We start from the raw sequence: 13,186 nt of genomic DNA, 5'->3' as shown, positions 1-13,186 counted from the left end.
GGTTAATGGGATGCGGCTGTCGCGGCGTCGGGAACGGCCTCGCCCTGCGTCGCGCGGTGCTTGATCAGCTGCTGGCTGATGGCCTCCACGCGGGCGTCGGTGAGCTTATAAAACGACAGCATGATGAACATGCCCGCGTAGAGCACCACCGGCACCACGCAGAACAGAATTTTGATGGTGGTCAGCACCTCTACCGGCTGCACGCTGCTGCTGGCGGAGTAGTTCACGTACGCCAGGATCCAGCCTACCACCGCCCCGCCAATCGCCAGGCCAATCTTCAGGCTGAACAGGTAGGTGGAGAACACCAGCCCGTCGAGGCGGCGCCCGCTGCGGCTCTCCTCGTAGTCCACCACGTCAGAGGCCATCAGCCACTGCAGCGGCGTGGTGGTGTTAAAGACGAACAGGAACAGGATGTTGAGGGCGAAAATCAGGGCGATATGCTCCGCCGGGGTGACGAAAATCAGCAGGCTGATCAGCGAGTAGGCGACGATGATCCACTTGAAGGCGGTGACGCGATCGAAGCGGCCCAGCAGACGGGAGGAGCAGAGCGAGCCAAACATGGTGGCGAGGCTGCCGTAGAGTAAAAACTGGGTCGCCATCTCCGGGTGATCCATCACGTATTTGACGAAGTAGAGCGTCGCCCCGCCGCGCACCACGTTGGAACAGGTCGCCATCATCTTGAACGCGCACATGATCCGCCACTGGCCGTTGCCGAGCAGCAGCTTGAGATCTTTCGCCACCGACGAGCCCGGCTGCACCTCAAAGGTGTAGCGCTCTTTGGTGGTAAAGAAGCAGACGTAGAGCAGCACCACGCCGGTCAGCCCCAGCACGCACATGGCGCCGAAATAGCCCACCTGCTCGTCCCCTTTGCCGATGATGCTCACCAGCGGCAGCGCGATGCCGCTAATGGCAAGCGAGCCCGCCGCCGCCAGGAAGAAACGCCACGACTGCAGGGCGTGACGCTCTTTCGGGTCGGCGGTAATGACGCCCGGCATGGCACAGTACGGCACGTTAACGAAGGTGTAGACCAGGGTCAGGAGAATGTAGGTCACGCAGGCGTAGATGATTTTGCCCTGCGCGGAGAAGTCCGGCGTGTAGAAGGTCAGCACGCAGACGATGCCAAACGGGATGGCGCCCCACAGCAGGAACGGGCGGAACTGGCCGTGCCGCGTGCGGGTGCGGTCGACCAGCAGCCCCATCAGCGGGTCGGTCACGGCGTCGAGCACGCGGGAGATTAAAAACAGCGTCCCCATAATGCCCGCCGACAGGCCGAAGACGTCGGTGTAAAAATAGGCCAGCAGGAACATGGTAGCCTGCCAGACGAAGCCGCAGGCGGTGTCACCCAGCCCGTAGCCAATTTTGTCTTTCATGGTTAATTGCGTCATCAGAATTACACCCTTATGTAGTGTGCTGAATTACAACATCGTGTTAATGGAGTGTAATGAGCTGTTCAATTAACCAGCAATGGTCATATCTTATTTCTGAATTACGTTATTTTGCTTTTGTGACGCCAACGATATATCACAACTTATTGTTTAAATTGATAAAATAAAGACACGCAAAAACCGCCCGCGGAATATTTCCCGCAGACGGTTTTATCTAATGAAATAATTAAATGCCGAGCGCTTTTTTACCGGCGTTAATTACCTCGATAATTTTATCGGTGTCATAAATACAGCCTTTCCAGGTGCCGCCGCTGACCGACTGTAATGCTGCCCACAGGCGGGTATCGTCCGGCAAAAAGTCGTGGGCGTGCAGGTCCGGGTGCGTCTGCCGCATTGCCAGCGCGCGTGCCCCCTCCTCCGGCGTCAGCGGGTTGTCCGCGGTGCCGATAAAGTTCACGCTGCCCGTTAATGTCAGTCGGTCGACGGCTATCTCGATGATGTCGTTATCGCGCAGCTTGCCAATCGGCCCGCCCGCCAGCGCCTCCGGCGACACGTGGCCGAAGCAGGCGCCCGTCGACACGCCCGAGAAGCGCGCATCGGTGATGAGCGACACCGTCTTGCCCCACGAGATATGCTTCAGCGCGGAGGTAAGCTGGTAGGTCTCTTCCATGCCGGTGCCGGACGGCCCGCCGCCGATCACCACCATGATATCGCCCTGCTTGATCTCTTCCCGCTTGATGGCCTTGATAGCCTGCGCTTCCGAGACAAACACCCGCGCCCGGCCGGTGTGGCGGTAAACGCCATCTTCACCGACGACCGACGGGTCGATCGCCGTGGCCTTGATCACCGAGCCTTCCGGCGCGATGTTGCCCGTCGGGAAGCAAACCGTTGAGGTCAGCCCTTTCGCTTTTGCCTTCTCCGGCGGCAGGATCACGTCATCCGGATCCACGCCATCCTGCTCGCGCAGGCACTGGCGGAAGCGCGCCCGGCGCTCGGACGCCTGCCACCAGTCGAGGTTTTCGCCCACCGTCTGGCCGGTCACGGTCATGGCGTCCAGATGCAGCAGGCCAAGATCGCGCAGGTGGAGCATCACCTCCGGCACGCCGCCTGCCAGGAAAGCGCGCACGGTCGGGTGATAGTCCGGGCCGTTGGGCAGCACGCTGACCAGGCGCGGCACCCTGCGGTTGACGCGCGTCCAGTGTTCAACGTCTGGAATAGTGCAGCCTGCCGCGTAGGCGATGGCCGGAATGTGCAGCAGTAAATTGGTGGAGCCGCCGAACGCCGCGTGGATCACCATCGCGTTTTCGATGGCTTTATCGGTGAGGATGTCGCGCGTGGTAATGCCCCGGTTATCCAGCTCGCTCACCGCCCGCGCCGACTGGCGGGCGATCTCCAGCCACACCGCCTGCCCGGACGGGGCCAGCGCGGAGTGCGGCAGCGCAAGGCCCAGCGCTTCCGCAACCACCTGCGAGGTGCCCGCCGTGCCGAGGAACTGACACCCGCCGCCTGGCGAGGCGCAGGCGCGACAGCCCAGCTCGGCGGCCTCCTGCAGGGAGAGTTCGTGGTTGGCAAAGCGCGCGCCGATGGTCTGCACTTTGCCCGCGTCTTCCCCCACGGTTGGCGGCAGCGTCGCCCCGCCCGGCACCAGAATGGTCGGCAGGTCGTGCATCGCGGCCAGGGCAATCATGGTGGCGGGCAGCCCTTTATCGCAGGTTGCCACGCCGATCACCGCCCGGCGCGTCGGGAGGGAACGGATCAGGCGGCGAAACACGATCGCCGCGTCGTTGCGGTACGGCAGGGAGTCGAACATGCCGTGCGTGCCCTGAGAACGGCCGTCGCAGGGATCGCTGACGAAGGCCGCAAACGGGATCCCGCCGTTGCGGGTGATCTCTTTCGCCGCCGCCTGCATCTGCATGCCGATTTCCCAATGCCCGGTGTGGTAGCCCAGCGCGACCGGGCGTCCGTCCCCGGCGCGGATGCCGCCCTGGGTGCCGATGATCAGCACCTCTTTGCCGGTCAGCTTGTTGGCATCCCAGCCCATCCCGGCGTTCTGCGTCATGCCGAACAGGTTGCCGCTGGGGGATTCCATCAGCATCTGCGGGGTCAGCGGCAGCGCGCCCTGCGGCCCCGCCGCGTGGGTGATGACGGCATAAAACGCCTCGTCCTGCGGGGTGAAAATCTTCTCGATGGTCATGGTTATCGTCCGGCTCAGCAGAGCTTGAGCTGTTGCAGCAGGGTTTTCAGCTGCGCCTTACGCGGCTCGTCCAGCGCAGAGGCGGGCGGCAGCACGTGGGTAGAAATCGGGCGGCCGCAGAGCACAATCGCCTCTTTAATCACGTTCACAAACGGCGTATCCAGCTGATACATCTGCGGAATTTGCAGCAGGGTCTGATGATACTCAGCCGCCTTCGCCACGTCTTTATCCCGCCAGGCTTTCAGCAGATTCACCGACACCTGCGGGGCAAAGTTGCCGCTCGCCGAAATCGCCCCGTCGCCGCCGAGCAGCAGGGTATTAAACAGATGATCGTCGTAGCCGCACAGCACCGTGAAGTGCGGATGGGCGCCTTTAACGGTGTGGATCATGCTGCGCAGGTGGGCGACGGAGTCGATGGTGTCTTTAATGCCGACGATGTTGCTGCGCGAATCGGCCAGGGTTTTCACCAGCGCCGGGGTCAGATCCTGCCCGGTCAGCGCCGGGAAGTTATAGAGCATCACCGGCAGCGTGACGCTGTCCGCCACCTGCTCGAAATAGCGGATCAGGTTCGCTTCCGACACTTTCCAGTAGTAAGGGTTGATCACCACGATGCCGTCCGCCCCCGCCTGCTGCGCGTGCTGGCTGAGCGCAATGGTTTCCCGGGCGTTGGTGCCGCCGGTGCCGATCAGGACCGGTACGCGACGATCGACATGATCGATAGCAAATTGGGCAATGGTTTTACGCTCTTCGGCGCCGAGCTGGGAAAACTCGCCGCCGCTGCCCAGGAAGAACAGGCCGTCAACGCCTGCCGCGATCAGATCGTCGATCAGCGCGGCGGTACCCTGCTTATCGAGCTGGCCATCGGCAGTAAAAATAGTGGAGACAGGGGGAATGATTCCCGTAAACAACGCGGACTGCGGCATGAGATCTCCTTGCTGAATCATGATATTCTACATTATAGAACAGCGTTCATTAAATTAACGATCATACTATGACGCAGGAAAAGCGCAGGTAAATGAGAGATGGAGAGGGAGTGCGGGAAATTTAAGCTGGATCACATATTGGAAGGTGCGGCCTGATGCCCTCACCCTAACCCTCTCCCACAGGGAGAGGGAACTTTTACACCCTCTCCCCTTGGGAGAGGGGTTACTCTACAAGCATCTTCACCACCACTTTCCTGACCTTAGCAGGCGCACCCACCGCGCACAGCGGCTTGTGCACCTCACCCGGCCAGAACACCACAAAATCCCCTTCGCTCAACACCACGGTTTTCTCCTGCTCGCCTTCCGGCAGGAACGCGATGTCTTTGTCCGCCAGCCAGTCGGTGTCCGGCGTGCCGGGCGGCAGGATGCTGAATGTCATCCCTTCCTGTCCCTTCATCACGATCTGAATATCCAGATAGCGCGCGTGGTACTCGGCGCGACGCTCGGCGAACGGCTGGGTTGTATCTTCGGAGACCAGATAAAACAGGCTGTTGCCGTTGACGTCGTGCTTGCCGAGCGGCGTGGTGTCGGTGACGTGAGTTTTAACGTGCTCAATGGCCTGACGCAGATCCTCAGGCAGCCAGGACTGCAGATGGTGGATGTTGCCGATAATCATCAGAATACCCTCAATATAAAACAACGTTTCATTTTTATCTTTTATACGAGAATCCCGACTGCCATACCAGTCCTTTTTAGGCGGGATTTGCGCGAGCGCATGTTTATCGGGAATGGTGTTAATTTGCTGTTAAGCCCTCGCAGGCATTTATGCAGTCATTATGCATATCTTCAGTTCTTCGTTATCACGGCCTTGCGCTAACTTACTGATCGTCATGCCTTAACAACAAAACTCGCTACAGCTTCACATTTTATCACTTTGATAATTTGCTATTAAATTCAATAAATATTTATTGATTTTCCTTAAGCCAAAAATAGTTAATTAGCAATATTGCATAGCCATTCCCTGCCGCCTTTAAAAACAATTAAAATCAATGGCTTAACAAAATATTTCAAAGCATGAAATTCTACAAAACACTAACAACTGCAAATAATGACAACGGATAGTGCTTAGCTATTCACCTCGCCAGAATAGCCAATTAATCATTATCTGATGCGAATCATGCAAATGAAAACAAACCGCTTAATATCCATTTCCGCGTGAGCAATATCACAATACGGATTATTTAACTGCCTAGTATGAACCACGAAATCAATTGAGCTTAGCCGCCATGCAATTAAATACATGACATGGCGCATGCCCTTTTTATTCTGAAAAAAGTTAAAGGAATAATTATGGAAAAGCATTACGTCGGTTCTGAAATTGGTCAATTGCGTAGCGTTATGCTGCACTGCCCAAATTTAAGTCTGAAACGCTTAACGCCATCAAACTGTCAGGAGCTGCTTTTCGATGACGTGCTCTCGGTTGAGCGGGCGGGTGAGGAGCATGACATCTTCGCCAACACGCTGCGTGAGCAGGGGGTGGAAGTCCTGCTGCTGACCGACCTGCTGACACAAACCCTTGATATCGCTGAGGCGAAAGCCTGGCTGCTGGAGACGCAAATCTCTGACTACCGCCTCGGCCCAACCTTTGCTGGCGACGTGCGCGGCTGGCTGGCGGATATGCCGCACCGGGAACTGGCGCGCAGATTAAGCGGCGGATTAACCTACGGTGAAATTCCGGCAGCCATTAAAAATATGGTGGTGGATACCCACACGGCGAATGATTTTATTATGAAGCCGCTGCCAAACCATTTATTTACCCGCGATACCTCCTGCTGGATCTATAACGGCGTCTCTATTAACCCAATGGCCAAACCGGCGCGTCAGCGTGAAACCAATAACCTGCGGGCAATATATCGCTGGCACCCGGCGTTCGCCGACGGCGATTTTATTAAGTATTTCGGCGACGAGAATATTAATTACGACCACGCCACCTTAGAAGGCGGCGACGTATTAGTCATTGGCCGCGGTGCGGTATTGATCGGCATGTCCGAGCGCACGACGCCGCAGGGTGTGGAGTTCCTCGCCAACAGCCTGTTCAAACACCGCCAGGCCGAGCGCGTCATCGCCGTTGAGCTGCCAAAACACCGCTCCTGCATGCACCTCGACACCGTCATGACCCACATCGACGTGGATACCTTCTCCGTGTACCCGGAAGTGGTGCGCAAAGACGCCCAGTGCTGGACGCTCACCCCGGACGGCCGCGGCGGCCTGCTGCGCACCCAGGAAACCGACCTGCTGCACGCCATCGAGAAGGCGCTCGGCATTAATCAGGTACGTCTTATCACCACCGGCGGCGACGCCTTTGAGGCCGAACGCGAGCAGTGGAACGACGCCAACAACGTGCTCACCATTCGCCCGGGCGTGGTGATCGGCTACGAGCGCAACGTCTGGACCAACGAGAAGTACGACAAAGCGGGTATCACCGTGCTGCCTATCCCGGGCGACGAACTCGGACGCGGCCGCGGCGGCGCGCGCTGCATGAGCTGCCCGCTGGAACGCGACGGAATTTAAAGGAGCCATCATGGAACGAAAACCCACTCTGGTTGTGGCCCTGGGCGGCAACGCGCTGCTCAAGCGCGGCGAGCCGCTGGAAGCGGAGATCCAGCGCCAGAACATCGAGCAGGCCGCCCGCACCATCGCCGGCTTAACGGCGCAGTGGCGCGTGGTGCTTGTGCACGGCAACGGCCCGCAGGTCGGACTGCTGGCGCTGCAAAACAGCGCCTACGACAAAGTCACGCCCTACCCGCTGGACGTTCTTGGCGCCGAAAGCCAGGGAATGATCGGCTACATGCTCCAGCAGGCGCTGAAAAACAGCCTGCCGCAGCGGGAGGTGAGCGTTCTGCTCACCCAGGTGGAAGTGGACGCCGCCGACCCGGCCTTCAGCAACCCGACCAAATACATCGGCCCGGTGTACAGCGAAGCCCAGGCAAAAACGCTGGCCGCAGAGAAAGGCTGGGTGTTTAAGGCCGACGGCAGCTACGTCCGCCGCGTGGTGCCGTCGCCGCAGCCGAAGCGCATCGTTGAGAGCGACGCCATCACGGCGCTGATCCAGCGCGATCACCTGGTGATCTGCAACGGCGGCGGCGGGGTGCCGGTGGTGGAACAGGCCAACGGCTATCGCGGGATCGAGGCGGTAATCGATAAAGACCTCTCCGCCGCCCTGCTGGCGCGCCAGATCGAAGCCGATGCCCTGCTGATTTTGACCGATGCCGACGCGGTGTACCTCGACTGGGGCAAACCAACCCAGCGTCCGCTGGCGCAGGTAACGCCGGAGCTGCTCAGGGGCATGCAGTTCGACGCCGGATCGATGGGGCCGAAGGTGGCCGCCTGCCGCGAGTTCGTTGAAGCCTGCAACGGGATAGCCGGGATCGGCGCGCTGGCCGACGGCGCGGAGATCCTCGCGGGCGAGAAAGGCACGTTGATTCGTAACTGAACACTCATTTTAAAAAGGATTTACCCATGACCATCAACCTGAAAAACCGCAACTTCCTGAAACTGCTGGACTACACCCCGGCGGAGATCCAGTACCTGATCGACCTCGCCATCGAGCTCAAGGCCGCCAAAAAAGCCGGGCGCGAGAAGCAAACCCTGGTCGGGAAAAACATCGCCCTGATCTTTGAAAAAACCTCCACCCGCACCCGCTGCGCCTTCGAAGTGGGCGCGTTCGACCAGGGCGCGCAGGTCACCTATCTCGGCCCAAGCGGCTCGCAGATTGGCCATAAAGAGTCGATGAAAGACACCGCCCGCGTGCTGGGCCGCATGTACGACGGCATCGAATACCGCGGCTACGGCCAGGCCATCGTCGAAGAGCTGGGCGAGTACGCGGGCGTGCCGGTATGGAACGGCCTGACCGACGAGTTCCACCCGACCCAAATTCTCGCCGACCTGATGACCATGCTGGAGCACTCCCCGGGCAAAACCCTGCCTGAGCTGAGCTTTGCCTATCTCGGCGACGCGCGCAACAACATGGGCAACTCCCTGATGGTCGGTGCGGCCAAGATGGGGATGGATATCCGCCTCGTTGCGCCGAAATCCTTCTGGCCGGAAGCGGGGCTGGTTGAGCAGTGCCGCGCCATTGCGAAAGAGACGGGCGCGCGCATCACCCTCACCGACGACGTGGAAGAAGGCGTGCAGGGGACCGATTTCCTCTACACCGACGTGTGGGTCTCCATGGGCGAGCCGAAGGAAGCCTGGGCCGAGCGCGTCAGCCTGATGAAGCCGTATCAGATTAACGCGCAGGTGATGAAGGCCACCGGCAACCCGAACGTCAAATTCATGCACTGCCTGCCGGCATTCCACAACGAGCACACTAAGGTGGGCCGCGAGATCGAGATGGCGTACGGGCTGAAGGGGCTGGAAGTAACGGAAGAGGTCTTCGAATCACCGAACTCCATCGTCTTCGACGAAGCAGAGAACCGCATGCACACCATTAAAGCGGTCATGGTGGCGACACTCGGCGACTAATCACCGCCCGGCGCGCCGCGGGGTGCGCCGGGTTTCAGGAGAACATCATGGGCAAGTTCAAGTTTCCCTCCGCTTACACCATTCTCTTTTTTCTGATTGCCGTCGTGGCCGTGCTGACGTGGATTGTCCCGGCCGGGCAGTACCATATGGCAATGAACGAGGCGCTCGGCAAAGACGTCCCCGTTGCAGGCACCTACGCGCACGTCGCGGCGCATCCGCAGGGGCTGGTTTCGGTGCTGATGGCGCCGATTGCCGGGCTGTACGATCCGGAATCCGGCCAGGCCGGGGCGATCGACGTGGCGCTGTTTATTCTGATCATCGGGGGATTCCTCGGGATCGTCACCAAAACCGGGGCGATTGACGCCGGGATCGAGCGTGTAACCACCCGGCTGCGCGGACGCGAGGAGTGGATGATCCCGATCCTGATGGCGCTGTTTGCCGCAGGCGGCACGATTTACGGTATGGCCGAAGAGTCGCTGCCCTTCTATACCTTACTGGTGCCGGTGATGCTGGCCGCGCGGTTCGATCCGGTTGTCGCCGCCTCTACCGTGCTGCTCGGGGCGGGGATCGGCACCCTCGGCTCCACCATTAACCCGTTTGCCACGGTGATCGCCGCCAACGCCGCCGGGATCCCCTTCACCAACGGCATCGCCCTGCGCGTGGCGCTGCTGGTCATCGGCTGGATCATCTGCGTGGCGTGGGTGATGCGCTACGCCCGCAAGGTACGCAAGGATCCCTCGCAGTCCATCGTTGCAGACAAGCAGGAGGAGAACCTCGCCCATTTCCTCGGCAACAAGGGCGAACAGTCCCTGGAATTCACCCCGGTGCGCAAAATCATCCTGGTGATTTTCGCTCTGGCCTTCGCGGTGATGATTTACGGCGTGGCGGTGCTGGGCTGGTGGATGGCGGAGATTTCAGCGGTGTTTCTCGCCAGCGCGATCATCGTCGGCCTGATTGCCCGCATGAGCGAAGAGGAGCTGACGTCGACGTTTATCAACGGCGCGCGAGATTTGCTGGGCGTCGCGCTGATTATCGGCATCGCGCGCGGTATCGTAGTCATCATGGATAAGGGCATGATTACCCACACCATTTTGCACAGCGCGGAAGGGCTGGTCAGCGGGTTGTCCACGGTAGCGTTTATCAACGTGATGTACTGGCTGGAAGTCGTGCTGTCGTTTCTTGTGCCTTCTTCATCCGGCCTGGCCGTTCTGACGATGCCGATCATGGCGCCGCTTGCTGATTTCGCTAACGTCAACCGCGACCTGGTGGTTACGGCTTACCAGTCGGCCTCCGGCATCGTTAACCTCGTCACGCCGACCTCTGCGGTGGTCATGGGCGGGCTGGCTATCGCCCGGGTACCTTACGTGCGCTACCTGAAATGGGTGGCGCCGCTGCTGGCGATCCTGACGGTGGTGATTATGGTGGCGTTAAGTCTGGGGGCGTTGTTGTAATTTGCCGGATGGCGCTGCGCTTATCCGGCCTACGGATCGGTGCGGTGTCACCGGTTATTTCGGGAACTGATATGGGAAACATGATGGATTACGAAGAGTACTCTCCCAAAGAACAGCTGCAGCTCACGGTGTGCCAGCGTTTGATCGCCGAAAAGAGTTACCTTTCGCAGGAAGAGATTCGCCGCGACCTGCAGGAGAGAGGGTTTGACAGCATCAGCCAGTCGACCGTTTCGCGATTGCTGAAGTTGCTCGGAGTCATAAAAATTCGAAATGCCAAAGGGCTAAAGATTTATTCGTTGAATCCTCAGCTGCGCCCTGCCCCCGACGCCGCGCGTACCGTTTCGGAAATGGTGGTCAGCGTTGAGCATAATAGCGAGTTTATCCTTGTCCATACCGTCGCCGGATATGGCCGCGCGGTGGCGCGTATTCTGGATTATCACCAGCTTCCGGAAATTTTAGGCGTGGTGGCCGGCAGCAGTATTGTCTGGGTCGCCCCCCGGGTGGTAAAGCGCACCGCGCTGGTGCATAAGCAAATTAATTATTTACTCAGAACGCATTAATATTCACAAAGAACCGTTTGCATTGAGTAAAGCGTGCATTAAATCGCTTGATCCGAAAAGCGAGCTGCGTATAATGCCCGACAATTTGCCGGGAGGAAGCATGGTCAAGCGTGTACGACATAACGTCTTACCGCGTCTGAAATCAGACGCTGGCCTGCCGTTTTTCTTCCCGTTGCTAAACCTATTCCCAGAGCCCCTCATTTGAGGGGCTTTTTTTTGCCCGGCGTCAGGAGATAAACATGAATCCGCTTTATCAAAAACACATCATTTCCATAAACGACCTCAGCCGCGAAGAGCTGGAACTGGTTCTGGAAACCGCGGCAAAACTGAAGGCCAATCCGCAACCGGAGCTGCTGAAGCACAAGGTGATTGCGAGCTGCTTCTTTGAAGCCTCGACCCGCACCCGCCTCTCCTTTGAGACCTCCATGCACCGCCTGGGCGCGAGCGTGGTGGGCTTCTCTGACAGCAGCAACACGTCGCTGGGTAAAAAAGGCGAGACCCTGGCGGATACCATTTCAGTGATCAGCACCTACGTCGACGCGATTGTGATGCGTCACCCGCAGGAGGGCGCGGCGCGCCTGGCAACCGAGTTTTCCGGCGGCATTCCGGTGCTGAACGCCGGTGACGGTGCCAACCAGCACCCAACGCAGACGCTGCTGGATCTGTTCACCATTCAGGAGACGCAGGGCACGCTTGAGAACCTGAATATCGCCATGGTTGGCGACCTGAAGTATGGCCGCACCGTCCACTCCCTGACCCAGGCGCTGGCGAAATTTAACGGCAACCGCTTCTACTTCATTGCCCCGGAGGCGCTGGCGATGCCGCAGTACATTCTCGACATGCTGGACGAGAAAGGCATTGCGTGGAGCCTGCATGCCAGCATCGAAGAGGTGATGAGCCACGTGGATATTCTGTACATGACCCGCGTGCAGAAAGAGCGTCTGGACCCGTCCGAATACGCCAACGTGAAGGCGCAGTTCGTGCTGCGCGCCAGCGACCTGGAAGGCGCGCGCGACAACATGAAGGTCCTGCATCCGCTGCCGCGCATCGATGAGATCACCACAGACGTGGATAAAACGCCGCACGCCTGGTACTTCCAGCAGGCCGGGAACGGCATCTTCGCTCGCCAGGCGTTACTGGCACTGGTTCTGAATCGCGAATTAGCTCTGTAAGGGGAGACGACCATGACACACGATAACAAACTCCAGGTTGAAGCCATCAAGCGTGGCACCGTGATTGACCACATCCCTGCACAGGTGGGCTTTAAGCTGCTGACGCTTTTCAAACTGACCGAAACCGACCAGCGCATCACCATCGGCCTGAATCTGCCGTCGGGTGAAATGGGCCGCAAGGACCTGATTAAAATTGAGAACACCTTCCTGACCGACGAGCAGGTTAACCAGCTGTCGCTGTACGCACCGGACGCCACGGTCAACCGCATCGACGAGTACGAAGTGGTCGGCAAATCCCGCCCGAGCCTGCCAGAACGTATCGAAAGCGTGCTGGTCTGCCCGAACAGCAACTGCATCAGTCATGCTGAACCGGTTTCCTCCAGTTTCGCAGTGAAAAAGCGCGCGAATGACATCGCGCTCAAATGCAAATACTGCGAAAAAGAGTTTTCTCATTATGTGGTGCTGGCCAACTAATTGAGGTTGGTAATGAAATCCCGGCTGTTATAATGGCCGGGAACATTCTTAACGCTGTAATTCTGGAGAAAACATGAGCAAAGTACTCGCGACGGAAAATGCACCAGCCGCTATCGGCCCTTACGTTCAGGGCGTTGATCTGGGCAGCATGATCATCACTTCAGGTCAGATCCCCGTAAACCCAAAAACCGGCGCGGTGCCGGAAGATGTCGCGGCGCAGGCGCGTCAGTCGCTGGAAAACGTGCAGGCTATCGTTGAATCTGCCGGCCTGAAAGTGGGTGATATCGTGAAAACCACCGTGTTCGTGAAGGATCTGAACGATTTCGCGACCGTTAACGCCACCTACGAAGCGTTCTTCACCGAGCATAACGCCACCTTCCCGGCGCGCTCCTGCGTGGAAGTGGCGCGTCTGCCAAAAGACGTGAAAATTGAAATCGAAGCGATTGCCGTTCGTCGCTAATTCGCTTTGGCGATGAAAAAAGGCAGCCCAGGCTGCCTTTTTT

Annotated in this window: 13 protein-coding genes and 1 pseudogene; 9 read left to right on the top strand and 5 right to left on the bottom strand. The window is 58.7% G+C overall.

The annotated features are described in order from the left end of the window. Positions 1 to 2: 2 nt before the first annotated feature. From AA74_RS0106840 to AA74_RS0106825, 4 genes are all read right to left on the bottom strand, one after another. Positions 3 to 1,385 carry an MFS transporter gene (locus AA74_RS0106840; protein WP_025912019.1) on the bottom strand — a complete coding sequence of 461 codons (1,383 nt, stop codon included), beginning with the start codon at positions 1,383 to 1,385 and terminating at the stop codon, positions 3 to 5. A 226-nt stretch (positions 1,386 to 1,611) separates the two neighbouring features. Continuing rightward, positions 1,612 to 3,579, bottom strand: a complete 1,968-nt coding sequence (gene yagF / locus AA74_RS0106835; protein ID WP_025912017.1) for a xylonate dehydratase YagF — start codon at positions 3,577 to 3,579, stop codon at positions 1,612 to 1,614. Positions 3,580 to 3,593: 14 nt separating this feature from the next. Further along, positions 3,594 to 4,502 (bottom strand): 2-keto-3-deoxygluconate aldolase, encoded by a 909-nt coding sequence (yagE, locus tag AA74_RS0106830; RefSeq protein ID WP_025912015.1) that lies wholly within the window; start codon positions 4,500 to 4,502, stop codon positions 3,594 to 3,596. 223 nt (positions 4,503 to 4,725) lie between these two features. After that, positions 4,726 to 5,178, bottom strand: coding sequence for a YhcH/YjgK/YiaL family protein (locus AA74_RS0106825; RefSeq protein ID WP_025912012.1), 453 nt, complete (start codon positions 5,176 to 5,178; stop codon positions 4,726 to 4,728). A gap of 674 nt (positions 5,179 to 5,852) precedes the next feature. Between AA74_RS0106825 and arcA the strand changes: the two genes are divergently transcribed. From arcA to AA74_RS0106795, 5 genes are all read left to right on the top strand, one after another. Continuing rightward, on the top strand, positions 5,853 to 7,073 hold the full coding sequence (gene arcA / locus AA74_RS0106815) for an arginine deiminase (protein ID WP_025912007.1): 1,221 nt from the start codon (positions 5,853 to 5,855) through the stop codon (positions 7,071 to 7,073). 10 nt (positions 7,074 to 7,083) lie between these two features. Next, positions 7,084 to 7,995, top strand: coding sequence for a carbamate kinase (arcC, locus tag AA74_RS0106810; protein WP_023293410.1), 912 nt, complete (start codon positions 7,084 to 7,086; stop codon positions 7,993 to 7,995). A 26-nt stretch (positions 7,996 to 8,021) separates the two neighbouring features. Further along, positions 8,022 to 9,026, top strand: a complete 1,005-nt coding sequence (gene argF, locus AA74_RS0106805) for an ornithine carbamoyltransferase (protein WP_008501386.1) — start codon at positions 8,022 to 8,024, stop codon at positions 9,024 to 9,026. 47 nt (positions 9,027 to 9,073) lie between these two features. Then, on the top strand, positions 9,074 to 10,477 hold the full coding sequence (locus AA74_RS0106800) for a YfcC family protein (protein ID WP_008501387.1): 1,404 nt from the start codon (positions 9,074 to 9,076) through the stop codon (positions 10,475 to 10,477). An 80-nt stretch (positions 10,478 to 10,557) separates the two neighbouring features. After that, entirely contained in the window at positions 10,558 to 11,037 is a 480-nt protein-coding gene (locus tag AA74_RS0106795; protein WP_025912003.1) for an arginine repressor, read from the top strand. A gap of 3 nt (positions 11,038 to 11,040) precedes the next feature. Here the strand turns inward: AA74_RS0106795 and AA74_RS1000000123370 are convergent. Next, positions 11,041 to 11,158 (bottom strand): annotated as a pseudogene (locus AA74_RS1000000123370) (hypothetical protein). Between AA74_RS1000000123370 and AA74_RS1000000122695 the strand changes: the two are divergent. The 4 genes from AA74_RS1000000122695 to ridA all read left to right on the top strand — a co-directional run bounded on the left by AA74_RS1000000122695 (position 11,138) and on the right by ridA (position 13,143). Further along, positions 11,138 to 11,242, top strand: a complete 105-nt coding sequence (locus tag AA74_RS1000000122695) for a pyrBI operon leader peptide (protein WP_022646880.1) — start codon at positions 11,138 to 11,140, stop codon at positions 11,240 to 11,242. The pseudogene AA74_RS1000000123370 and the gene AA74_RS1000000122695 sit on opposite strands and share 21 nt — an antisense overlap. A 34-nt stretch (positions 11,243 to 11,276) precedes the next feature. Beyond that, positions 11,277 to 12,209 (top strand): aspartate carbamoyltransferase, encoded by a 933-nt coding sequence (gene pyrB / locus AA74_RS0106790; RefSeq protein ID WP_023326589.1) that lies wholly within the window; start codon positions 11,277 to 11,279, stop codon positions 12,207 to 12,209. Positions 12,210 to 12,221: 12 nt separating this feature from the next. Next, entirely contained in the window at positions 12,222 to 12,683 is a 462-nt protein-coding gene (pyrI, locus tag AA74_RS0106785) for an aspartate carbamoyltransferase regulatory subunit (RefSeq protein ID WP_008501390.1), read from the top strand. 73 nt (positions 12,684 to 12,756) lie between these two features. Beyond that, entirely contained in the window at positions 12,757 to 13,143 is a 387-nt protein-coding gene (ridA, locus tag AA74_RS0106780) for a 2-iminobutanoate/2-iminopropanoate deaminase (RefSeq protein WP_008501391.1), read from the top strand. Positions 13,144 to 13,186 lie beyond the last annotated feature (43 nt).

Origin of the sequence: Enterobacter sp. 5-4 (genome assembly GCF_000612205.1) — a bacterium.
In the GTDB taxonomy this organism is placed as follows: domain Bacteria; phylum Pseudomonadota; class Gammaproteobacteria; order Enterobacterales; family Enterobacteriaceae; genus Enterobacter; species Enterobacter roggenkampii.
The sequence above is the reverse complement of the archived record's forward strand: the minus strand, read 5'-3'. Positions and strand labels throughout refer to the sequence as shown.